This is a genomic window from Nonlabens sp. SCSIO 43208 (assembly GCF_050703575.1).
Classification (GTDB): domain Bacteria; phylum Bacteroidota; class Bacteroidia; order Flavobacteriales; family Flavobacteriaceae; genus Nonlabens; species Nonlabens tegetincola.
In genome coordinates this window covers 2,543,806-2,566,999 of sequence record NZ_CP065365.1, presented here as the reverse complement: position 1 = coordinate 2,566,999, position 23,194 = coordinate 2,543,806, and the positions used below count along the sequence as shown (strand labels likewise).

The following is a 23,194-nucleotide window of genomic DNA, read 5'->3' as shown; positions in this document are numbered from 1 at the left end:
CTGTTAAGATCTATGATATAATTAATGCTTTGTTTGTGGTGTTTTCGCTTTCGCGAAAGCGAACTTAATCTAATAAGAATAGTCAATAATAAGTTATTGTTACTCTTGTTTATAACAGGTGTTATTATCTCTAATGAGTCTAAAAATCATGCATTTAACTAACTTACATCTTATAAACTACAAAAGTTTTGAAGCGGCAGATTTTGATCTGGATGAACGCATCAATTGTTTTGTTGGTAATAATGGAATAGGTAAGACTAATGTGCTCGATGCTATATATCACCTAGCACTTACAAAAAGTTATTTCAATCCAATAACGGTTCAAAACATTAAGCATGGCGAAGAGTTTTTTGTTATAAGCGGTGAATTTCTCAAAAATGAACAAGTAGAAAAAATTACCGTAAGCGCCAAACGTGGAAACAAAAAGGTAGTTAAACGCAATGGTAAGATTTACGACAAATTAAGTGAGCACATAGGTTTAATCCCTGTGGTGATCATATCACCTGCTGATAGGGATTTGATTACTGAAGGCAGCGATACTAGGCGTAAATTTCTGGATAGTGTGATATCCCTAGAAAACTCGGTCTATTTCAATAATTTAATAAAGTACAACAAGCTTATTCAACAACGTAATGCGTTGCTCAAGTATTTTGCAGCCAATAGAAAGTTTGACAGTGCAGCTTTACAAGTTTATGACGAGCAGTTGATTCCTTTAGTCAAAGAAATTCACCTTACAAGGGTTGAGTTTTTAGAGCAGTTCTTACCAATATTTAAAGATTTTTATGCTCAAATTTCGAGTAGTAGTGAAGAGGTTACGATTCATTATAAATCGGACTTGCATAATACTAGCGCTGCACAGCTCTTTACACAAGCGCAACAAAAGGACATGCATTTACAATACACTAGTGTAGGTGTGCATAAGGATGATTTAATTTTTACTTTGCAAGATCATCCAATTAAAAAGTACGGTAGTCAAGGACAACAAAAAAGCTTTTTGACAGCTTTAAAGTTGGCCCAGTTTCAATTCATCAAAGAACGTAGTGGTGTAACTCCTATTTTGTTATTGGATGATATTTTTGATAAATTAGATGAAAACCGCGTGAGTCAGCTCATCAATATGGTAAATGACGATAGATTTGGTCAAATTTTTATAAGTGATACGCACACAGATAGGACTGAAGCCGTTATTAAAACTACTGATCAATCTTATAAGATCTTTGAATTATGAAACTAAGAATAGTACTGTTAATAGCTAGCTTATTATTTATTTCATGTAGCAGTGATAGTGATAAAAAACTTGAATTACTGGATGGTTATTGGAATATTGATACGGTTACTTTACCCGATGGTAGTGAGAAAGAATTCCCTTTTTCTAACCATATGGATCATTTTGAAGTAGAAGGTCTTAACGGTGTAAAACATAGAGTGAGCCCTACTTACGATGGTGGTTTTGTAAATTATGGCAGTCCGGTGTACTTTAAATGGCAAGAAAACGAAGATGAACTAATTCTTATTTTTAAGGAAGGAGATAATTCTTACCAGCAAAGTGTTGAAGAAGTGACAACTACCGATCTAGAACTGAAGCACGAAAACGGTACTATTTATTCATACAAACGATATACGTCTAATGAGGAATAATAAAAAAGAAGATTTTGTAGATATGAAAGAAGTCTTAAAAAATTTTAAGACTGAAAATAACTTACAAAAAGGTTTTGATAAAGTTGACGTTAATAAAGCCTGGGAACAAGTAATGGGTCCTGGAATTTCGAACTATACCACTCATGTAAAGTTTGATAACGGAACTTTATTAGTTTCTCTATCTTCTTCTGTACTTAGACAGGAATTGCTTTACGGAAGATCAAAAATTGTAGAAAATCTAAATGAGCATTTAGGAAAGGAGCTCATCCAGAAAATTATATTGAGGTAATTATTTAAAATTAACTACGGTTTCTTCCTCTTCTTCGCGACGTGCTTTCTTTTTGTTCTCTAGTGCAAGTTGTTTTTTGAATATCTTATTATAGAGTTCTTTTAAGCTATCAAAATCCACCGAATATTGTAATCCAATTCCTTGGGTGAAGTCCTCTTGTTGACCTAATTGCTGTAAAGTGTTTTCTCGATTAAATAGTTTTAATCTTAATGAGCCGTCGTCGTTAAGTAAAAATTCAATTTGTACATTTCCTATCACCGTACGTTCTGTAGATGATGTGTTACCAACTGGAACCCCTAATTTCCCGTTTATAAGTACACGGTCATTGATTTGTGTACTTAAGGTTATACCGAATCGATCGGATCTTTGTAAATCAGAATTTGGATTACGTTCTGACGCCTCGTAATTCACACCAAATTGTAGCTTACTGTCTTCTCTATTCACCAAATCATTTACAATTCCCGTAACACTTTCAACTACGTTTCCTGTTACAGCATTTTGCCCAATGCTATTTGGATTGTAAAAGGAACCAGTTGCAACTAGGGATAGTGCCTGTAATTGACGTTGTGCTTTATCTTGTAAACGGTATTGAAGCTCGGAACTTACAACACTGCCGGCGCTAGGAAATTGTATGTCAAATTCTGGATCAAAGTAAGTTAAATCACCTTGTAATTCCGTAACAACTTCTACTGGGATTTGTGCATTAAGGTTAGGATTATCTAAAAGGATTGATGGGTTTGCATTGGTATAATAGGTGGCTTTTACATCAATATTTGCATTGAATGGATCACCATTCCAGTCGATTGTACCACCAGGTTGAATGATAAAGTTCTTATTTACTATACCTGCATATTTGAAATTGTAAATACCATCGGTAACAATAAAGTCACCATTCATAATAAATTTACCATTTGTATTAATCTCTAATAATAAATTTCCTGCACCGCTACCTTTAAGATAACTACCGTTAGTAGGATCTACGGTAATTTCAACCTCAGCTTCAGGAGTAATGTTTAAATCAAAATTGAGTTCTAGACCGTCCACATCGTTTATAGCCACATCTTCTCCATTAAGTCTAGCTTCTTTTTCTTCTGGGCTTAAAAAATAAATCGCGCTTGTATCTCCTAAAGATTCACCATCATCTATAGGTATTTTAAATACAGTGCCAGCACCAGTAGTAGCTACAACATCGATTACTAGAGATTCTGCAGGGCCTTTAATGGTTGCATCACCATTGATAAATGCTGTTCCGTAATACAGAGCGTCAGGTGTGAGTTCCGTATTTAGAACTAATAACCTATCAGAAGCGAGAGCTAAATCCAATTCCCAGAAACCAAAGTTTTTATGTCGTATTTCGCCAGTTAACTCACCTGTTGTTCCATATTTAGTATCTGTAAGTTCTACTGTGTTAAAATCAAAACTGCCAGTTGTTATAGTAATTTCTTCCTCTTCACCAAAATCAAAGTCTGTATTTAAATAAGGAACTCTTAAACCTGCATTTTTTAATAATAATTCACCGTCAAGATCAGGTTCGACTAATCTACCTGTAATGGCAACTTCGCCACTTGCAAAACCTCTCATGTTATCTAATACAATACCACCTAGTGGACTGAGCGCTATTAAGTTAAAATCATTAAAATAAGTGTCTACATTTATGGTACTGTATTTTCCACTTGTGTCTATGGTTCCTTTAGCCTGAAAAGATTTGTCGTTTTTATTTTTAAGTTGAGCATTGACGTTATAGGCGGTAAGGGCATCGTTTCCTTTAACTTCTAATGCAAAATCTCCTAATGGTGTTTCATTTACGTTTAAATCAGTTACCGTAAAATCAGATACTGGTGCATAATTTCCATCTTTTTGTGAAACCGATAGATAGCCGTCTAATTTACCTTTCATACTTAAGCTATCAATAGGTTTAAGTAAACTAGAAAGCCTAACGTTTTCAAAATCTAAAAAGAGATCTTTATCTTGAGTTCCATTCATGTTTCCAGAAACAACAACTTTCTCTTTTTTATGTTGAGCTACTATCGTATCCAATTTGAAGTCCTTAAAGTCATGATCAAAAACTAATTGAACATTCTCCTGCTTTTTGTTGAGCAACCATTCCTTTCCTCTAAAATTGATGTCGCTTTTACGAACTCCTATTACCGAATTATTGTCACTGTTAACTGTATGATAGAAACTTAAGTTGAATTTTTCACTATTATCGTCGGACCCTACAAACTCTGTTCTAAATAGCAAAGTGTCTTGTCTAGTAACATTAATGAGCTGGAAATCGTCTATATCATAAATACCATTTTTAAAGTTTTCAACTTTAATATATGTATTAAAAAGAGGGTTTTGATTATTAACTTGAACGTTCACATCGTCCAATTTCATGTCATAAACTTGTACTTCTGGAGTTCTAAAGTTCATTCGGAACTCGGCTTCATTACTAGCCACCTCGCCCTTAAGAATCGTGTTTTCACCAAAATCTAAAAAAGGAAAAACAAGGTCAACTATTTTATCATATATTTTAAATTCATATTTCAAATATTGATCTTGAGTTATACTTTCTGATTTATAATTTGTGTATACATTACCTATACTATTCTTAAATAACTCAGGAATTTCCTCAATTATAAATTTACCCGATAGTTCACCTTCAATAATATCTGTACTATTAATGGTAATAAATCGTTCTTCTTCTTTAAAATAAGAGGTGATTAAAAAGTCTTCAAAGAAGAATTTTTTATTAGGATTTGTATACGAAGTATTTTTAAACTCAATAGTTCCTGCTGCGTCGTCAAGGTTAGTACCCTTCATTTTCATAGCAACATTTCCCTGTAGAATGGCTATTGAATCACGAGTGAATAAATTAATGGCATTCAAATCTGCTTTTTCAATATTGGCAGTGAAGTCATAAGTATTTATGTCGTCAGAAAAGTCCGCTAGTCCATCAAATGTAAGCTTCAAATTAGGGTCGTTGACAACGAGCTCACCATTGAACAAAGGTTTCTTTAAGCTACCGTTAACTCTAATATTTCTGTAAGTGTAACCATTGAATTCAAACCTACTAATACTTCCTTTAAGTTGACTGTTTGCATTATTAGGATTAAAACCACGCCCATTCACATCGAGGTTAAGTGTAGTTTTACCTAAGGAAGCTACGCCTAATAATTCGCCCAGATTAACAGATTTTAAAATTATATTACCATTATAACCTATTTGATCTGATTGTATTTCTGTCAAGGTTAATTGAGTATCAAAATTACCTTTACGAGTAGTTCCTGTTAGGTTAGAAACAACAGTGTTTGCATTAACACTAGCATACCCTTTAGCCTTTACGATACCTAGACTATTAAGCTCTTTAGGCATTTTTCCGTTAAGAATATTAGGCAAAAACTTCTCTAGGCTACTTTTTGAAACTTGCAGATTTTCAAAATCACCTTCAATAAAAAAGTTTTCCTCATTTTCAATGAGGTTTTTAAAATGCATATCACCTTCTATAACTATTTCATCAAGGGTTTGTGCTTTTAAATTATCAACTTTAAAATCATTTAAAACACCAGTCAAATTGCCAGATATGGTTACCCTTTCATTTGGTGTTATCTCGTTATAGAACCTTCTTAAATCGTTAGTGTCAAAATCACCTTCACTTATCTTAAAATCCCAATTTACTTTATTGACAAAATCAACAAAGTCTTTTCTGTCATAAGTAAGTTGTAGATCACCTTTAAGAGTAGAGTTTTCAGTTTTTATAGAAAGGTTAGGGACCGATATATTCTGTGGAGTATAGGTTAAGTCGGCAATGAGGTCAGTTATTTTTAAATATTTTGTACCGTTTATTTCTGTCATTGCACCATTGTACATGTCAAAATTAGACGACTCAATAGGCACAATAATGTCAGATCCATCAATGGTTAAAGAAGCAGCAGTAGCATTAAAATTGGTAGCTATAAAGGATTCTGGATACCTTAAATTTTCATCTATTATTTTAATATCTGAATTTGTAATTTCAAGATCACCTGTAGTTAGTATGAATTTACTGCTTGATGTAGATGTACTGTCAGAAAGCTTTTCAATAAATATTTGCAGGTTATCGTCCTCTTCACCTTTATACCTTTTCAAATTGAAAACCACACCATCTAAAGAGGTGGAACCTAGGTTAGGTTGCCCATCAAGTAAATTCCCTAAACTCAAAATAGAACTCTCCAATCTGTTGATAAAAAATAAGGTGTCACCACGATGATCTAGACTCAAAACTTCTTTAAGAGCCACATTGCCGTCATACGTGATTTGAACTCTTTTGACATCTAGATTAATATCATAATCCTCATTTAAAGAGTTAGTTAAGTACTGCGCGGTTGAGGTTTGAACACTAGGAATACTAAATACTATAACTACTACCAAAAATAGTAGGAGTAAAATAAGCACCGTGCGTATTAGTATTTTAAAGAGTCTTTTTATGGTAGAACAGTTATTTTTGCAAAGATGACCAAATTTTGTGCCTAAAAGACATAATGAAACTACAAAATTCTTACATACTTGCCATAGAATCATCTTGTGACGATACGTCTTGCGCAATTTTAAAAAATAATCAGGTGCTCAGCAACGTAACTGCGGCACAAGCTATTCATGAACAATATGGTGGAGTAGTGCCAGAATTAGCTTCAAGAGCTCATCAATCCAATATTGTTCCCACAGTTGATGTCGCTATCAAAAATGCCGGTATTGATAAAAACGAACTTACAGCTATAGCCTTTACAAAAGGTCCAGGTCTTATGGGAAGTTTGTTAGTAGGAACAAGTTTTGCAAAATCTCTTGCTCTTTCATTAAATATTCCGTTAATCGATGTTCACCACATGCAAGCTCATATACTAGCTCATTTTATTGATCATGGTCAACGAGTTCCTGAGTTTCCTTTTTTAGGAGTTACTATAAGCGGTGGACACACACAAATCGTAAAGGTGACCGATTATCACAAAATGGAGGTTGTAGGAACCACTCAAGACGATGCAATAGGTGAGGCCTTTGACAAGTCTGGAAAGTTGATGGGACTAGGATATCCTGCTGGACCTCAAATCGACAAACTAGCTCAATTAGGTAATCCGTCTGCCTTTGAATTCCCTATTCCCAAAGCTCCTGGGCTCAACTTTAGTTTCAGTGGATTTAAAACTGCAGTATTGTACTTTTTACAAAAGGAGAAAAGTAAAAACCCAAATTTTGTAGAAGAAAATCTAGCCGATTTGTGCGCTAGTATTCAACACACGCTCATTAAAATTCTATTTAAAAAGCTAGAAAAGGCTGTCAAAGAAACTGGGATTAAAAGAGTGGCAATCGGCGGTGGAGTAAGTGCAAATTCAGGAATAAGGACTGCTTTACAAGCAAAACAGCAGCAAGGTTGGGACATCTTTATTCCTCCATTTGAATACACAACAGACAACGCTGCCATGATAGGAATAAGTGCCTATTTTAAATATTTGAATAAAGAATTCTGCGGTTTGGACGTGAGTGCCGCACCTAGATTATCCATGTAATGCAATTATTTTATTTCGGAAAAATAGAACCAGACCAATCTTCTATAGAATTACCTAAAGATGAGACACGGCACATTTCACGAGTTTTACGTAAGAAACAAGGCGATCAAATTCATATTACCGATGGTAATGGTAGACTTTTTCTAGGGACAATTATGTCAATTACTAGTACAAAATGTGTGGTTAATCTCGCTTTCGCGAAAGCGGAATCACAACCAACATCTAGTTTACACATTGCCATTGCACCTACCAAAATGAACGACCGTATGGAGTGGTTTTTAGAAAAGGCCACAGAAATGGGAATAGCTAGGATAACTCCTATACTATGCGACCATAGTGAGCGTAAAAAAATCAATCTTGAACGTTTTGAAAAAATAGTGGTAAGTGCGATGAAGCAAAGTAACAGATTGTTTTTACCTGTCCTTGATGAACTCACGGATTTCAGAGAATTTCTTTTATCAACTCACGGAAGTAGATTAATTGCGCACTGTGAAGAGGACGGAGAAAAAAGTGAACTTATCAATGAATTACAACCTCACACATGTTTATTAATAGGTCCAGAAGGTGATTTTTCAAATGAAGAAATAGAACTCGCAAAATCTTCAGGTTTTAAACCGGTGTCTTTAGGACCTACTCGACTGCGTACAGAGACTGCTGGAGTCTACGCTGCAGCAATATTTAATGCTACTAAATTGAATTAGTTATAGTTGCGGCTATAATTTCGTTGTTTGTGTTTTTTACGATAAGAGCAATTTTATAGCTGTTGGTTAAGGGAAAGCGATTAGGGATGTCTATACTGGATTGCCCTTTTTTGTCTATTGTTCCTATGCGTTCTTTGTATAAAACAATGTGAGTTTGATGTAATTCATTACCTTCATTTTCTCCGGAATCAATAAGGGTGGTTTGTTCCTCTAATAATAAGGCTAGGTGAGCATCTTCATAATCTTCCACATTAGATAAATCATAGGTTATATCTAGATGATTTTTTTTACGCTTTACTATAGGAGTGGTTATTTTTTTTATCTGATGGCTGTCATTAAGATAGGTGTTCAGTTTTTTAATGTTATTACCAGAAAACTCTTCCATTCCATTGACTACCACTTGTGGTGTGTAGTTATTGAGTTCAAATTTTGAATTGTAAGCGGTTTGGTATTCGTCAAAGTCTCTTCTTGAAAAACGATCTACCCAACCTAGTTTATTCCAGTATGTTACCGGATAGCACAGTGTTACAACGTTAGGGTAATGTTTTATTTGGCTAATGGTAGCCTCTGCACTAGGACAATCTGCACATCCTTGTGAGGTAAATAATTCTAGCACCACAGGATAATCGCGCTCTACCGCTGGAATGGGTAGTTGCTTATTATTGTAATGGCTGTATGTTATAATTCCTACTATACCAAAAAAACTTAGCAAGGGAACTATGTATTGGAGTTGGTTAAATTTCATTTTATTATTTTCAAATATAACAAAGTCAGTAATCTACTCTCTTATCTATATTCATCTACAGGTAAATATTTGTTCCTTTTGAAAATGGAATGTTGTATTTTGCAAAACTATGAGAAAGATTTTAATCTTATTGTTATTTCTTACAGTATCTGTGTTAAACGCGCAACAGCTGGCTGTTTTGAAGTATAATGGCGGTGGTGATTGGTATTCAAACCCAACTGCTGTTCCCAATCTTATTACATATTGTAATGAAAATATAGGCACTACCATTGATCGAGAGGTAGCTACTGTAGAACCTGGTTCGGTGGATATTTTTCAATTTCCATACGTGCACATGACAGGTCATGGTAATGTAATTTGGAATAATGATGAGGTTGAAAATTTACGTAATTACTTAATGAGTGGCGGTTTTTTGCATATAGACGATAATTACGGAATGGAACAGTATTTAAACAAGGAGTTAATAAAACTATTTCCACAACAGGAATTAATCGAATTGCCAGCGACTCATCCTATATTTAACAATTATGCCAGTTTTCCATCTGGTTTGCCTAAAATTCATGAACACGATGGTAAAAGACCACAAGCTAAAGGATTATTTTATGAAGGTAGATTGGTATTATTGTTTACAGTAGAAAGTGATCTAGGCGATGGTTGGGAAAGCCCAGAGGTTCATAATGATCCACCAGAAGTTCGCAAAAAGGCACTTGATATGGGTGCAAATATTATCAAATACGTTTTTTCTAATTAATGAGTTCGTCTGTGTCATCAAAAACTATATCCTTTGGTATTTTAAGAGCATTAGCTTTTTTACTGGGATTATTTGTTCTAGCTTGGTTTCTATGGTCCATTACTGCTGTTCTAGCATATATTGGAATTGCAGCGGTATTATCTCTTATAGGTAGGCCTATTGTCATGTTTTTAAGAGACCGGTTAAAGTTTGGAAACACGTTTGCTGTTTTACTTACTTTGGTTTTTTTACTTATACTCATATTAAGTGCAGTTTCATTATTAATTCCACTAGCCATTGAGCAAAGTGACAACTTGAAGTTGTTAGATAATGATGAGGTGTCTCGAAATTTAGAAATTTTTGCCAATCAAGTAAGTGAGTTTTTTGGTATACAGCGTGTAAACATCTATGAGCTAGTTAAAGAAACGGAGTATTATCAAAAATTTAATCTTGGATTTTTCTCAGACCTGATTATTCAACTTTTTAGTGCCTTAGGAGATTTTGCAATAGGATTATTTTCTATAATGTTCATTACTTTTTTCTTACTAAAAGACAGTCGACTGTTATTAGAAGGAATATTGGTTTTTTCAAAGGAAGGTAATGAAGGTAGGTTTTTGAGAGCCTTTACAAAAATTAAACAGCTTTTATCCCGATATTTCATAGGTCTTGTTTTCCAAGTACTAATTTTATTTGTCCTTTACACCATTATTCTGATTATCACCGGTACAGAAAATGCCATATTAATAGCATTTTTCTGTGCGCTATTAAATCTTGTACCCTATCTAGGTCCGGCAGTAGGATACGTTCTTATGAGTGCATTTGTAATTACGGATAATTTAGGAGCAAACTTTAGTGAAGTTATTTTCCCTAAATTGATCATTATTGCGGTAGGATATGGAATAGTTCAAACTATCGATAACTTTCTTAATCAACCTTTAATATTTGGTAAGAGTGTAAAATCTCATCCATTAGAAATTTTCATCATTATCTTAATAGCAGGAATAGTATTTGGAGTGGTAGGACTAGTTCTAGCAGTACCGACGTACACAGCTATTAAAGTAATCGCTCAAGAGTTTTTAAGTGAGTATAAAATTGTTAAGAAGTTAACTCGTAATTTGTAATGAATGAGCATCTTACTGATAAGGAAGTAGTAGCCTATTTAAAAAAGATAATTCATAGCAATTCGCTTGATATAGCTCTTAAAAAATCTCCGTTTCCCCATGTATCATCTAACCAACTAGCACAACAGCTAGCTGGTATGCAAATCGCTCGTAAAAAATTTCCAGATCTCTATGAAAATGGAGAAATTATCTATCCACCTAAAGTAAATCTTGAACAAACGAGTTCACAAACGGCCGCTTCTTACAAAGCATCACGAATTAAAGGACCCATTATCGACCTCACAGGTGGCTTTGGGATTGATTGTTGTGCGTTTTACCAACACTCGAATAAAGATGTCACTCACGTTGAATTAAATCCAGATTTACAAACGTACTCTGAGCATCTATTTAAAACTTTGGATTATGGCATTCATTCGGTTAATGCAAACGGACTCACGTATTTAAAGGAAACTGATAGGCACTTTGAGTCGATTTATTTAGATCCTAGTCGTAAAACAAGTTCAAAAAGCAAAGCATTATTTATTGAAGATTACGAGCCCAATGTGTTAGAATTTAAGGAATTGATGTTAGCTAAAGCAAATCAAGTCTGGATTAAAACGTCACCCATGTTAGATTTGTCACAAGGCATTCAACAATTGCAAAATGTTCAAGAAATACATATTGTCGCCGTTAAAAATGAAGTGAAAGAGGTTTTATGGAAATTGGATAAATCCATTAATTACTCTCCTGTTATTCATTGTGTTAATTTGGAAACAAATCAAAACGTATTTCAATTCCCATGGGATAGTATTGCTCCTACCTCGAATTATGAATCGCCACAAACTTACTTAATTGAACCTAATGCGGCTATAATGAAGTCTCAAGGGTTCAGCGAGTTTTCAAAAAAGTATGGCTTAGATAAGATAGACGCAAACAGTCATTTATTCACAGCTACGACAATTGAGCCTGGTATCCCTGGTAGAGTTTTTAAAATAAAAGAGATTGCTCCTTATCAACCTAAATCTGTAAAAAAGAAGTATGGAAATCAAAGATTTGGTGTAGTAACTCGTAACTTTAAATTGAGTGTACAACAACTCAGGCAAAAATTTAAACTAGGAGAGCATGAGACAGACTATTTATTTTTTACTACTGTAAAAGGAAGTCTTTCGGTCATACGAGCACAAAAAATTTAATATTCCCACATACGTTTTTTATTCAATTCCTCTTGTGCGTTCAATTCTTCTTGTGGAATTACTTTTAAAAAACTCGGGTGTTGTTCAATAGCATATTCAATTTTCTCCACAAGGTCATCTACACTGATAGTATCATAATCAATGTCTAGAGGTTCTTTTATAATAAAGGATTGTAGAATATTTCTCTTTTTAATTCGAAGCCCTTTTTTATCAAAGCTTCTTCTAAAACCATCAATAACAATAGGAACCACTATAGGCTTGTATTGTTTGATTATGTGAGCGGTTCCTTTTCTAATAGGTTTAAACGGTTTAGTTGTTCCTTGCGGAAAAGTAATTACCCAACCATCCTCTAAAGCTACACCTATATTTTTTGTGTCATCAGGATTTACAGATCTTTGAATCTCCTTACCCTTTGCTCGCCAGGTTCTTTCTACTGATATGGCACCAGCATAAGCAAGAATTTTAGGCAGTAGTCCACTGCGCATGGTTTCTTTTGCTGCTACGTAATAGATGTTAAGTTTAGGCTTCCATAAGTAGCCTATATTTTTAATCGTGTTTTCTCTTCCTTTTAACGCGGCATTGAATACATGAAACATGCAAACTACATCGGCAAAATAAGTTTGATGATTAGATATAAATAAAACATGACGATCTGGAAGATCTCTTATGATCTCACTACCTTCTATATGTAATTCATTAAACCCTTGATAGCGTCTATGAGAAAGTAGACCTGCAATTCTAATCAACCACTTTTTCAAAAAAAGAATATGTCCGAAAGGATTTTTCTTTAATAATCCCATATAAATCCTAGAATTTTAGAGTCTGCTAAGATAGGTATAGATAAATAAATAAAAACTTATTGACTAGCAATTAGTTAGCTTATGCTCAGTTGAGCGAGGTAGTCGTAATGATCGCCATCCATTACTTTAGTGCAAGAAAAACCTGCTTTTTGGGCATGCTCTTTAAGAGTTTTAAAATCGCAGTACAACCAGGGAAACGAATCACTTATTAAGTTCTTATACTTAAATTGAAAACTCACTTCGCCATAGTAATCAATGCCGGCAGGAATCCATAAACCACCATCTTCATCATCTTCATAAAGGAATTTTAGGTCAGAGCTGTCTATTAAAATCTGCCCGTTTTCTGAAAGCAACGCTTTTAATCGCCTTAAATAATCGGTAAGTTTATTCAGAGATTGCATGATTCCTGTACCATTCATCAACATTAGAATAGTATCATAGGTTCCTTTATGATCCCACACAGATTGTTGCATTACCATCAAGTGATCAAAATTAAATCTATTTTTAACCACATCAATAGCTCCGGCACTTATGTCAATTGCAGTCACAGGCAAGGAACGAGATAAAAGAACGGCAGTATGGCATCCGGCGGCACAACCTACCTCGAGCACGCTACCAGAACTTAAAGACAATGCCTTGCGTTCTATCTTTGGCATGTCATCAATAGATCTAAATAAATAGGACACCGGTAAAACATCATCCTCCATAGTTGGACTTAATACCTCGATATCGGTAGGGTCGTCTTGAAAATAATAATTGCGAATAGCGGTTCCTAATACATCTTGATCCATAGTGCAAAGTTACTCTTTAAACTTTTCAATTGTGACATAATTACTGCCAGCTTGACACCCATTTTATAATTGGTACTAGGTTTGAATAGTGGGCTAGTGATGTAAATAATTTCGCTTTCGCGAAAGCGTAACAAACACAAACACTAATAAAACTATAACTATGTCACAAAAAGGAACTATTAATGTAGCTGTGGAGAATATTTTCCCACTGATTAAGAAGTTTTTATACAGCGATCACGAAATCTTTCTTAGAGAACTTGTTTCTAATGCAACAGATGCAACTCTTAAATTAAAACATCTTGCTAGAATAGGAGAGGCCAATGTTGAATTAGGAGATCAACAAATTGAAATCAAGATTGATAAAGAGGCAAAAACATTAAGTATTATCGATCGAGGTATCGGGATGACGGAAGATGAGGTGCAAAAGTATATTAATGAAGTCGCTTTTTCTGGTGCCGAGGAGTTTCTTGAAAAGTATAAAGACACAGCCCAAGATAGTGGAATAATTGGTCACTTTGGTCTAGGGTTTTATAGTGCCTTTATGGTTGCCGATAAAGTAGAGATCATTACAAAATCCTTTAAAGACGAACCTGCTGTACACTGGACCTGTGATGGATCACCACAATATACGCTAGAGCAAGCGGATAAAACAGAGTTTGGAACTGAGATCGTTTTACATATATCTGAAGACGAGACCGAATTTTTAGAGGATCATAGAATTACCGAGCTATTAAACAAGTATAATAAGTTTATGCCGGTGCCTATTAAATTTGGTACACGAACAGAGACTTTACCAAAAGCAGAAGATGCTAAAGAGGAAGATCCTGCACCTACTCAAGAAGTAGACAATATTATAAACAATCCAGATCCAGCTTGGACTAAACAACCTGCTAATCTTGAGGATCAAGATTATAAAAATTTCTATCGTGAACTGTATCCTATGCAGTTTGAGGAACCATTATTCCATATCCATCTAAATGTAGATTATCCATTTAACTTAACGGGTATTTTGTTTTTCCCAAAAATGACGGGAGATTTAAATATTCAAAAAGACCGCATACAACTGTATCAAAATCAGGTATTTGTTACAGATAATGTAGAAGGTATTGTTCCAGAGTTTTTGACCATGTTGCGTGGTGTGATAGACAGTCCTGATATTCCATTGAATGTATCTCGCTCATACTTACAGGCTGATGGTGCTGTTAAGAAAATCTCTAGCTACATTACAAGAAAGGTAGCAGATAAGTTGAAATCATTATTTAATAATGATAGAGAAGGATTTGAGAAAAAGTGGAACGACATTAAACTGGTGATTGAGTATGGAATGTTGAGTGAGGAGAAGTTTTTTGAAAAAGCTGATGCTTTTGCACTTTACCCAACCGTGAACGATACTTTCTTCACTTGGAACGAACTTATTGAAAAAGTAGGTGAATCACAAAAGGATAAAGATGGTAAGACCGTTCTGTTATATGCTTCAAATAAAGAAGAGCAAGACAGTTATATTACCGCTGCTCATGAAAAAGGCTATGAGGTATTGTTGCTAGATAGTCCAATAGTTTCTCATCTTATGCAGAAATTAGAAACTAGTAAGGAGAACATATCATTTGCTAGAGTTGATGCTGACCATATTGATAACCTCATTAAAAAGGAAGAGAACACAGTATCCAAACTTAATGAAGAAGAACAAGAGCAATTGAAAACTGCTGTAAGTGACGTAATCGCAAGTACTAATTACAACGTTCAGGTAGAGGCGATGAGTAGTGATGCAGCACCTTTCATGATTACTCAGCCAGAATTCATGCGACGAATGAAAGAAATGCAAGCTACTGGTGGTGGAATGATGGGTATGGGAAATATGCCTGATATGTATAATCTTGTCGTGAACAGTAATCATGAATTAATATCAAAGATTGTTGCTGCACCAGATGGTAAAAAACAGGAATTGATTAAACAATCTGTAGATCTTGCCAAGCTGAGCCAAGGTCTTTTAAAAGGCAAAGATTTAACAGACTTCATTAAACGTAGTTACGATTTAGTGAATTAATCTTAGAAATCTAATTGTAAAACCGCCAGATTTTTTAAAATCTGGCGGTTTTTTTGTTGAAGCTAGAATAGTCGTTGATTTTTCATCCGATAAAATACTTAAAAAGAGGTTTTTAAGTAAAATACTCTAGAATAATACTAGGGTTTTAAGCTCTACTCATCGTATTTAAGTGTTTTTTATCTATTTAACTTAAAATTAACATAAATTTTTAACTATTGAATTTACTAGTGTTTTCATCGATTTGTACCCATTAATGGGAATAGCGCGAGCCATAATGTACTTGCTTAACACTTTTTTTTATGTGTACATTTGGAATGTCTTCAACGGCCAACCCTAATTGCACTAGAAGATAACGACAAAATCCCTTATGTCGTTTTATCGTACCCTACTACGGTTTTAAATAGTCCCCTTTAGAATAATTAACATTATTCCAACTGTAAATAATGCGTAAGATTATTTAGAGTGCTCAAAATGAATGTGTTTTTATTAATTCTAAATATTCTAATTATGAACCGAGTAAATTTAAGTGTAGCAGCACTTCTTGTGGCTGGATTTGCCTTTGCGCAATCTCCACAAACTGTAGCAAGCCCAGGTCAGCAAACTGCACCTGTAGCTGTATTACCAGCTGCTTCTGCTGGAGGTAACTATTCCAATATTGACCAGAAAGCAGTAGGTAGTGATGCCACGGTACAACAACAAGGTACCTCAAACATCTCATTTATTGATCAAACAGGATCAAATGCATCAAAGAAAAATAATGTAGATGTACTACAATGGGGTAACGTACAACCAGGTATTAGTGGTTACCTGAACTATTCTGATATTAAACAGACTGGTGAAGGAAACAACTTTGACCTTATGCAACAAGGAGATAAAAACGAAAACTTTGGTCTACAAAATGGTGTAGACAATAGTGTAGTTGTGCAACAAGGTGCTAATACTCCACAGCAAGCTGAAGAAAATCTTGCTTTATCAGACCAAGACGGTCTTGAAAACTATGCTGAAATCCAGCAAAGATATGACAACAACAAAGCAACGATCACGCAACGTAATGACGTGTCATCAGGTGCTGGTAACTGGTCCTATCAAGAACAAATTGCAAATCCTAACCAAAGTGCAGGTCACACTGCAGTAGGTGAGCAATGGGGTGACGATAATACGTTAATCCAATTGCAAGAAGGATCTGCATCAGGACCTAACTCTTTAGGTAACTACGCTCAAGCAAATCAAGGAGACGCTCTTGCAGCTCCAGACAGCGCAACAGGTGCATTTGCTCAACAAGTACAATTAGGTGACGGTAACGAAGCTTATGCAGGTCAAAAATTGACTAACGATACTTCTTTCCAAGAGCAAATAGGTGATCTTAACCTTGCTGAGGTTAAGCAGAACTTAAGTGGTTCAAATGCAGGTGGTGATAACCATGCTGAGCAATACCAAGACGGTAACTTGAACGAAGCTAGAATCGATCAGAATGGTAATAACAACATAGCTTTACAAGAGCAATATGGTGATGACAACTACTCTAAGATTAAGCAACGTTACGGGCAAGTAACTGGTAATGAAGCTATTTCTTATCAAAATGGTACATTGAACAACTCTGTTATTAATCAACAAGCTAATGCAAACATGGCGCTTGTAGATCAAACAGGTGATGGTCAAATGTCTGTAATCAACCAAAACAACCCACTTAACGGTTCTCCAGCAGCTACTTCTGGATCTAACAGTGCAACTGTTATTCAAAGAAACGCTAACGTGGCATTAACTCCATCTACGCTTAAAGCGGCTCAAACAAGAGCAGATCGTCGTAGATAGTATAACTAATCCAGCACCTACCGAGAATCTTCATTCCCTGTCTGGTGCTGGATTTTAATTCTAAATTCTAAATTCTAAATATCAAAACCATGAAAAATATATTATTAAGTGCGGGAGCTATGCTTATCGCTAGCGTTGCATTTGCACAAACACCAGCAACGGTACCAGCAACGACTCCTTCTGCGATTGCAGTGCCTACTCCACAAGTGTCTCCAACTCTTGGAGCAACAGTAGGAGGAAACTATTCTAATATCAATCAAAAAGCTGTAGGTAGTAACGCTTTAGTAGAACAGCAAGGTACTGCTAATGCTTCATACATAGACCAAACAGGATCTGATGTTGGTAATAAAAATAACGTTTACGTTAAACAATGGGGTAATGTTCAACCATCTATTTCAGGTTATCAAAACCACTCTGAAATTACCCAGGATGGTGCAGGAAACGACTTCACAGCCTTACAACAAGGTGATACCAATATGAACTTTGGATCGCAAATAGGTCTAAATAATACCGTGATGGTTAAGCAAGGGGCTAATGCTGCTCAACAAGCACAAGATAATGTTGCTCTTTCTGATCAAGATGGTAAAGACAACAGTGCAGAAATCGAGCAATATTATGATAACAATATGGCTTCTATCACACAACGCAATGATCAAGTAGCTGGTGTAGAAAACCAATCTTATCAATTACAAACAGCTAACCCTAACCAAACTGCTGGACACACAGCTATTGGTGAGCAATGGGGTGATGACAACAAATTAGTTCAAATGCAAGATAGCGGTAGCCCTGCTAGTGGTGGAGCTAATCATGCTGAGGCTTATCAAGGTAACGCAACTGCTGGAGCAGTGAATGCTTTTGCTCAACAACTACAGTCTGGAGATAATAATGAGGCATACTCTAACCAATTTGGTGTAAATGACGAGTCTTTTCAAGAGCAAAATGGTTCTGCAAACGTAGCTGTAGCTAGGCAAAACACTCTTCCAACTAGCGGAGGTGACAATTTATTAGAGCAATATCAAGAAGGTACTGGTAACAGAGCTAGTGCAGATCAAAATGGTAGTAACAACCAGTCTTTCCAAGAACAGTACGGTACAAATAACAGTGCTGTATTAACTCAACGTCAAGGTCAAATAGCTGGTAACGTTGCCTTATCTATTCAAGAAGGTATGAACCACCAGTCTGAAATCAACCAAAAGACTTCTGGTAACATGGCTACTGTAGATCAAACTGGTCACGGACAAATGAGTATTGTTAATCAAAACTTCCCAGCTGGTAACGGTACTACTGCTCAGGCAGGTGCTGGTTACAACAGTGCAACGGTTATTCAAAGAGATGCAAACGTAGCATTAACTCCACAAATTCAGAGAGCTAACGCAACTAGAGCTAGATTCTAATAAAACCATATACAAACATCTAGTCTATAATTAAAATAGGCTAGATGTTTTCAATATTCTAAATCTATAAACTATGAAAAATTTATTCTTAACTGCTGGGGCAATGTTAATAGCAGGTGCAGCTTTTGCTCAAACACCTTCTATGGTACAAGTTCCTACTCAGCAGAGCTCGCCTACCGCGACAGCCACAGTAGGTGGAAACTACTCTAATATCAATCAAAAGGCTGTGGGTAGTAATGCCTTGGTAGAGCAACAAGGAACTGCAAATGCTTCTTTTATTGATCAAACTGGATCTGACCAGAGTAATAAAAATGAAGTTTATGTGAAGCAATGGGGTAATGTGCAACCATCCATTTCTGGTCATTTGAATTATTCTGATATAACTCAAAATGGTGCAGGTAATGATTTTACTGCTTTACAACAAGGTGATGAAAACCAAAACTTTGGTACCCAAGCTGGTTTTGATAACACTGTAATGGTTAAGCAAGGTGCAAACAGTGCACAGCATGCAGAGCACAACATTGCTATTTCTGATCAAGATGGTAAAGAAAACAGCGCAGAAATTGAGCAATATTATGACAATAACGTGGCGACAATTAAGCAACGTAATGATCAAACTGCTGGAATCCGTAACCAATCTTACCAACTTCAAACTGCAAATCCTAATGCTAGCGCTGGTCACACAGCTATTGGTGAGCAATGGGGTGATGATAATAAGTTAGTTCAAATGCAAGATAGCGGTAGCCCTGCGTCTGGTGGTGGTAACTATGCAGAGTCTATGCAAGGTAGTGCTGCACACTCAGCTACAAATGCATTTGCTCAACAAAAACAGTCAGGAGATCTTAACCAAGCATATGCATCTCAATTAGGAGCAAATAATACATTATTCCAGGAACAATTAGGATCTGGAAACAAAGCGGTTGCATCTCAAGCAGATAACCCTGTAAATGGAAGTAACCTATATGCTGAGCAGTACCAAGACGGTACCGATAATGAAGCAAGATCAAAGCAGAATGGACGTAACAATGAAGCGTACCAAGAGCAATATGGTCTTATGAACTACTCTACGATTGAACAAAGAGGTGGAGTAAACCCAAATGACGGTAATGTAGCATTATCTATCCAAGATGGTACATTAAACGACAGTAGAATTAAGCAACAAGCTCGTGGTAACACAGCTTTTGCAGATCAAACTGGAGACGGACAAATGAGTGTAATTAATCAAAATCTTACTTCTAACTCATCTCCTAATGGACATGGATACAACAGTGCTACTGTTATCCAAAGAAATGCTAATGTATCACTAGCACCTCAAGTACAAAGAGCTGGTGCAACTAGAGCTAGATTCTAATAATTATTAATGATCTCGTTCTAGTAACACTAGAACGAGATTATTTTCATTCAATTACAACCCAATGAAACTCTTAATAGGTATAGCGTTTTTCCTTCAGGTAAGCATTCTTGTGGCTCAAAATCCACAACAGGTTGTTTCTCCTGGGCAGCAAGGTTATCCTACAAACAATGCTTCGCAAGGAGGAAATTATTCTTCCATTGATCAAAAGCAAGTAGGTAGTGATGCCGTTGTAGCCCAGCAAGGTACAGCAAATGCTTCTTTTATTGAACAAACGGGAACTAGTGTAACAAATCGCAACACAGTTTCTGTTTTACAATGGGGAAATGTACAACCAGGAACCAGTGGTGAGCAGAATTATTCTGACATAAAACAAAATGGAGCTGGTAACCAGTACACGCTAATTCAGCAAGGCGATATGAATGAAAACTTTGGTACTCAAGTAGGAGATAACAATAAAGTTCTTGTACAACAAGGCGCAACTATTCCTCAACAAGCACAAAATAACCTAACTCTAGTAAACCAAAATGGTTCACAGAATTATGCACAGGTTCAACAGCGTTTTGACAACAGTCGTGCGCAAATAACACAGCATAATGTAGGAAGTGCCGGAATAGGTAACCGTTCTTATACAGAACAAATTGCAAATCCTAATCAAAGTGCAGGTCATACTGCTATTGTATCACAATATGGCGACGATAACGAGGCGATTCAAAAACAAAGAGGATTTATTTTCTTTCCAAATAACAATGGGAATTACGCTCAAATCGATCAAGGTGATTCAACAACTGCAGCTCAAGGAAATGTCGCTCAACAGTTACAAGCTGGTGATGACAACGAGGCGTATATTACTCAATATGGTAATGACAACGCAGTATTCCAAGAGCAATGGGGTAAATCAAATACTGCAATAGCCTCACAGAATGCAAGTTCTTTGACAGGTGATTCTAATTACATAGAACAATATCAAGCAGGAACTCATAATCTTGCTAGTGCAACACAAAATGGATCAAATAATCATGCTTATCAGGAACAATATCTTTCTCACAATACCTCAATTATTGCTCAAAACGGTGGTCAAAATGGTATGAACGAGGCGATAAGTTTACAGCGTGGTTTACATAACAACTCCTTGATACAACAACAAGCAAGTAACAACTTTGCCTCTGTAGATCAAGTAGGTAACGGTCATACAAGTGTGATTCAACAAAATCAAGGAAGTGTAACACCAAATGCTGGTTCAAACAGTGCTGTTGTTATACAACGTAATGCAAATGTTTCTCTAGCAGGATACTCAAGAAGAGCAGCTGCTACAAGAGCACACCAATTTTAAAAACCCAAGAAGCTGGAGAAATCACAACTCCGGCTTCTTTTAATAAAATAAGAGATATGAAATATTTACTAATAGTTCTTCTGTTTTCCGCTTTCGCGAAAGCGCAAACATACGTGGATGATCAAAATCTAGTTAATGGAGGAAATTTACAGACAGAAAATGCGCAGCTTAATGTAGCTACCACTACAACACAACAAAACGCTGCGAGAGGTAATACAACTCAAAATAATTCGGTATTTATTGCGCAAGTAGGTGTAAACAACTTGGCACTTACCAATGTAGCATCGAATGATGCTGAGGTTAATATTACTCAATCAGGATCTTACAATCTAACTGATTTGAGAATTAATTCTCTTGTTGTTAGGCAAAATGTAAATCAAAATGGAGTAGGAAATCAATACTATAACTACAGTACTCAAGGTAATTTACTCAATGTGGCTAACGTAAATCAAGAAGGAAATTACAATACTACAATTAGTGTAGGTAACAATAGTGTGACTGAGAGAGTGAGAGTAAACCAGCAAGGAGTAGGAAGTACTGTATATGTACTTCATTATTAATCAATGAAGAGATTTAAATATTTAATAGCATTGTTTTGTTTAATAGGTGCTTTTACTAGCGCACAAGAATCTCTTTACAACAGAACGATGGCAGCAGAAATTGTGCTGGAGCAACAAGCTGAAAATATTGTGATTAAAGCACTTGCTGTAAACAAAACTCAAGTTGATACAGGTATCAGCTATAAGTTTACTGTTTTTACTAAAGACAGTTTAAATAATTCTAGTAAAAATGAACAAAAAGGTAATGGTGTGGTCAAGGCTGGTATTAAAGCCCTTTTAGGTACTACACAGGTAGGAATTAACATTCCAGAAGAAATAAAAATAATGGTACTTATTTATGATCAACTGGATCAATTAATAGGTAAAAAAATAGAAACTATAGCGCCCTATACTACACAATTGGTAACAGCAAACCAATTTCGAAATGACGATGAATATCTAGGGTTTAGGGGAATAGTAACTAATAAAACAAGAACAAAACCAGGTAAGGATTTTTATATTGAATTCTTCCGATTATATAAAAAATACAATGTCAATAGTGATAAAATCGTCGTTGTCAGGGAAGTGTTTGGTCAGGGACGTACTTCACAAATTCAAATACAAGTAGGTTTTACCAAGTTAGAGCCCTTTGTACTCAGCCCACAAAAAAAATACATTGAATATATGGCTTCACGTATGCTACAACAAGTATATATCGAGCTACAAAAAATGAAAGAAAAAGAAACTCGAGAATATTAATAACTAAAAACCAAAATCATGCTCAAATCGATTACAACAATGCTCACGTTGTTTATGGTTATTCTGTTAAGCTCAACAACAGATTCCCAAGCTCAACAATTAGTGTACCGACCTATTAATCCAGCCTTTGGTGGCGATACTTTTAACTATCAATGGTTGGTTCAAAGTGCCGAATTACAAAATAAATTTACTGATCCCAATGAAGCAGCTCTTGCAGAAGATGAGTCTGCATTAGATGCTTTTGCTCAAGGTTTGAATAGACAACTTTTAAGTTCGTTGTCTCGTAGTTTATTAAACTTACAATTTGACAGCAGTCAGGATCTAGAACCAGGTACCTTCAGTTTTGGAAATCTTGAAGTGGAAGTCTTGGAATCTTTAGAAGGATTGGTAATAAATATTTTAGATACAACTACAGGTGATCAGACTCAGGTAGTCGTTCCTCAATAAACCAACCTT

General features: G+C 35.5%; 20 protein-coding genes. 16 read left to right on the top strand and 4 right to left on the bottom strand.

Translation table 11 applies throughout. The features are described 5' to 3' along the window. Positions 1–148: 148 nt before the first annotated feature. From recF to I5168_RS11735, 3 genes are read left to right on the top strand one after another with little or no spacing between them, the layout of a single operon-like run. Entirely contained in the window at positions 149–1,228 is a 1,080-nt protein-coding gene (gene recF / locus I5168_RS11745; RefSeq protein ID WP_042278486.1) for a DNA replication/repair protein RecF, read from the top strand. Then, positions 1,225–1,638 carry a lipocalin family protein gene (locus I5168_RS11740; protein WP_085774462.1) on the top strand — a complete coding sequence of 138 codons (414 nt, stop codon included), beginning with the start codon at positions 1,225–1,227 and terminating at the stop codon, positions 1,636–1,638. Before recF ends, I5168_RS11740 begins: the two co-directional genes overlap by 4 nt. Then, positions 1,628–1,927 carry a DUF721 domain-containing protein gene (locus I5168_RS11735; protein ID WP_042278422.1) on the top strand — a complete coding sequence of 100 codons (300 nt, stop codon included), beginning with the start codon at positions 1,628–1,630 and terminating at the stop codon, positions 1,925–1,927. Before I5168_RS11740 ends, I5168_RS11735 begins: the two co-directional genes overlap by 11 nt. Here the strand turns inward: I5168_RS11735 and I5168_RS11730 are convergent, their stop codons facing one another. Further along, positions 1,928–6,319, bottom strand: a complete 4,392-nt coding sequence (locus tag I5168_RS11730; protein WP_431471884.1) for a translocation/assembly module TamB domain-containing protein — start codon at positions 6,317–6,319, stop codon at positions 1,928–1,930. 110 nt (positions 6,320–6,429) lie between these two features. On the opposite strand from I5168_RS11730, the gene tsaD reads away from it, so the two are divergent. Both tsaD and I5168_RS11720 read left to right on the top strand, forming a co-directional pair. Then, positions 6,430–7,446 carry a tRNA (adenosine(37)-N6)-threonylcarbamoyltransferase complex transferase subunit TsaD gene (gene tsaD, locus I5168_RS11725; RefSeq protein WP_431471883.1) on the top strand — a complete coding sequence of 339 codons (1,017 nt, stop codon included), beginning with the start codon at positions 6,430–6,432 and terminating at the stop codon, positions 7,444–7,446. Further along, on the top strand, positions 7,446–8,147 hold the full coding sequence (locus I5168_RS11720) for a 16S rRNA (uracil(1498)-N(3))-methyltransferase (protein WP_431471882.1): 702 nt from the start codon (positions 7,446–7,448) through the stop codon (positions 8,145–8,147). Before tsaD ends, I5168_RS11720 begins: the two co-directional genes overlap by 1 nt. Here I5168_RS11720 and I5168_RS11715 read toward each other — a convergent pair. Next, entirely contained in the window at positions 8,134–8,892 is a 759-nt protein-coding gene (locus I5168_RS11715; protein WP_167341767.1) for a DUF1223 domain-containing protein, read from the bottom strand. The two genes, I5168_RS11720 and I5168_RS11715, sit on opposite strands and share 14 nt — an antisense overlap. Positions 8,893–9,001: 109 nt before the next feature. On the opposite strand from I5168_RS11715, the gene I5168_RS11710 reads away from it, so the two are divergent. Genes I5168_RS11710 through I5168_RS11700 form a run of 3 tightly spaced genes read left to right on the top strand, consistent with a single transcriptional unit; the run spans position 9,002 to position 11,915 of the window. Continuing rightward, positions 9,002–9,643 (top strand): DUF4159 domain-containing protein, encoded by a 642-nt coding sequence (locus tag I5168_RS11710; protein WP_105018730.1) that lies wholly within the window; start codon positions 9,002–9,004, stop codon positions 9,641–9,643. Continuing rightward, positions 9,643–10,743, top strand: coding sequence for an AI-2E family transporter (locus tag I5168_RS11705; protein WP_060522800.1), 1,101 nt, complete (start codon positions 9,643–9,645; stop codon positions 10,741–10,743). Before I5168_RS11710 ends, I5168_RS11705 begins: the two co-directional genes overlap by 1 nt. Beyond that, positions 10,743–11,915, top strand: coding sequence for a class I SAM-dependent methyltransferase (locus I5168_RS11700; RefSeq protein WP_431471881.1), 1,173 nt, complete (start codon positions 10,743–10,745; stop codon positions 11,913–11,915). The genes I5168_RS11705 and I5168_RS11700 overlap by 1 nt, the downstream gene beginning before the upstream one ends. On the opposite strand, the gene I5168_RS11695 is transcribed toward I5168_RS11700, so the two are convergent. Both I5168_RS11695 and I5168_RS11690 read right to left on the bottom strand, forming a co-directional pair. Further along, on the bottom strand, positions 11,912–12,715 hold the full coding sequence (locus tag I5168_RS11695; protein WP_042278430.1) for a lysophospholipid acyltransferase family protein: 804 nt from the start codon (positions 12,713–12,715) through the stop codon (positions 11,912–11,914). The two genes, I5168_RS11700 and I5168_RS11695, sit on opposite strands and share 4 nt — an antisense overlap. A 74-nt stretch (positions 12,716–12,789) precedes the next feature. Continuing rightward, on the bottom strand, positions 12,790–13,506 hold the full coding sequence (locus tag I5168_RS11690; RefSeq protein ID WP_431471880.1) for a class I SAM-dependent methyltransferase: 717 nt from the start codon (positions 13,504–13,506) through the stop codon (positions 12,790–12,792). Positions 13,507–13,666: 160 nt separating this feature from the next. Between I5168_RS11690 and htpG the strand changes: the two genes are divergently transcribed. From htpG to I5168_RS11650, 8 genes are all read left to right on the top strand, one after another. Further along, complete coding sequence (htpG, locus tag I5168_RS11685) at positions 13,667–15,550, top strand: molecular chaperone HtpG (protein WP_431471879.1); 1,884 nt, start codon at positions 13,667–13,669, stop codon at positions 15,548–15,550. Positions 15,551–16,057: 507 nt separating this feature from the next. Then, positions 16,058–17,362: a hypothetical protein gene (locus I5168_RS11680; protein WP_105018734.1), complete on the top strand. Its 1,305-nt coding sequence runs from the start codon at positions 16,058–16,060 to the stop codon at positions 17,360–17,362. Between the two features lie 89 nt (positions 17,363–17,451). Further along, positions 17,452–18,756 carry a hypothetical protein gene (locus I5168_RS11675; protein WP_431471878.1) on the top strand — a complete coding sequence of 435 codons (1,305 nt, stop codon included), beginning with the start codon at positions 17,452–17,454 and terminating at the stop codon, positions 18,754–18,756. Positions 18,757–18,829: 73 nt separating this feature from the next. Further along, positions 18,830–20,107, top strand: a complete 1,278-nt coding sequence (locus I5168_RS11670) for a hypothetical protein (RefSeq protein WP_105018736.1) — start codon at positions 18,830–18,832, stop codon at positions 20,105–20,107. 64 nt (positions 20,108–20,171) lie between these two features. Next, complete coding sequence (locus tag I5168_RS11665) at positions 20,172–21,440, top strand: hypothetical protein (RefSeq protein ID WP_431471877.1); 1,269 nt, start codon at positions 20,172–20,174, stop codon at positions 21,438–21,440. Positions 21,441–21,496: 56 nt separating this feature from the next. Next, positions 21,497–22,000 (top strand): hypothetical protein, encoded by a 504-nt coding sequence (locus I5168_RS11660; protein ID WP_431471876.1) that lies wholly within the window; start codon positions 21,497–21,499, stop codon positions 21,998–22,000. Between the two features lie 3 nt (positions 22,001–22,003). Next, positions 22,004–22,738 carry a CsgE family curli-type amyloid fiber assembly protein gene (locus I5168_RS11655; protein WP_431471875.1) on the top strand — a complete coding sequence of 245 codons (735 nt, stop codon included), beginning with the start codon at positions 22,004–22,006 and terminating at the stop codon, positions 22,736–22,738. A gap of 18 nt (positions 22,739–22,756) precedes the next feature. Next, on the top strand, positions 22,757–23,185 hold the full coding sequence (locus I5168_RS11650; protein WP_235783964.1) for a curli assembly protein CsgF: 429 nt from the start codon (positions 22,757–22,759) through the stop codon (positions 23,183–23,185). Positions 23,186–23,194: the final 9 nt, after the last annotated feature.

Bases quoted from the DNA above. Each gene is read 5' to 3' on its own strand.
- I5168_RS11665 (WP_431471877.1), top strand. From the start codon at position 20,172: ATGAAACTCTTAATAGGTATAGCGTTTTTCCTTCAGGTAAGCATTCTT.
- I5168_RS11690 (WP_431471880.1), bottom strand. From the start codon at position 13,506: ATGGATCAAGATGTATTAGGAACCGCTATTCGCAATTATTATTTTCAA.
- tsaD (WP_431471883.1), top strand. From the start codon at position 6,430: ATGAAACTACAAAATTCTTACATACTTGCCATAGAATCATCTTGTGAC.
- I5168_RS11735 (WP_042278422.1), top strand. From the start codon at position 1,628: ATGAGGAATAATAAAAAAGAAGATTTTGTAGATATGAAAGAAGTCTTA.
- I5168_RS11705 (WP_060522800.1), top strand. From the start codon at position 9,643: ATGAGTTCGTCTGTGTCATCAAAAACTATATCCTTTGGTATTTTAAGA.
- I5168_RS11660 (WP_431471876.1), top strand. From the start codon at position 21,497: ATGAAATATTTACTAATAGTTCTTCTGTTTTCCGCTTTCGCGAAAGCG.
- I5168_RS11695 (WP_042278430.1), bottom strand. From the start codon at position 12,715: ATGGGATTATTAAAGAAAAATCCTTTCGGACATATTCTTTTTTTGAAA.
- recF (WP_042278486.1), top strand. From the start codon at position 149: ATGCATTTAACTAACTTACATCTTATAAACTACAAAAGTTTTGAAGCG.
- I5168_RS11680 (WP_105018734.1), top strand. From the start codon at position 16,058: ATGAACCGAGTAAATTTAAGTGTAGCAGCACTTCTTGTGGCTGGATTT.
- I5168_RS11740 (WP_085774462.1), top strand. From the start codon at position 1,225: ATGAAACTAAGAATAGTACTGTTAATAGCTAGCTTATTATTTATTTCA.
- htpG (WP_431471879.1), top strand. From the start codon at position 13,667: ATGTCACAAAAAGGAACTATTAATGTAGCTGTGGAGAATATTTTCCCA.
- I5168_RS11670 (WP_105018736.1), top strand. From the start codon at position 18,830: ATGAAAAATTTATTCTTAACTGCTGGGGCAATGTTAATAGCAGGTGCA.
- I5168_RS11715 (WP_167341767.1), bottom strand. From the start codon at position 8,892: ATGAAATTTAACCAACTCCAATACATAGTTCCCTTGCTAAGTTTTTTT.
- I5168_RS11720 (WP_431471882.1), top strand. From the start codon at position 7,446: ATGCAATTATTTTATTTCGGAAAAATAGAACCAGACCAATCTTCTATA.
- I5168_RS11650 (WP_235783964.1), top strand. From the start codon at position 22,757: ATGCTCAAATCGATTACAACAATGCTCACGTTGTTTATGGTTATTCTG.
- I5168_RS11710 (WP_105018730.1), top strand. From the start codon at position 9,002: ATGAGAAAGATTTTAATCTTATTGTTATTTCTTACAGTATCTGTGTTA.
- I5168_RS11675 (WP_431471878.1), top strand. From the start codon at position 17,452: ATGAAAAATATATTATTAAGTGCGGGAGCTATGCTTATCGCTAGCGTT.
- I5168_RS11700 (WP_431471881.1), top strand. From the start codon at position 10,743: ATGAATGAGCATCTTACTGATAAGGAAGTAGTAGCCTATTTAAAAAAG.
- I5168_RS11655 (WP_431471875.1), top strand. From the start codon at position 22,004: ATGAAGAGATTTAAATATTTAATAGCATTGTTTTGTTTAATAGGTGCT.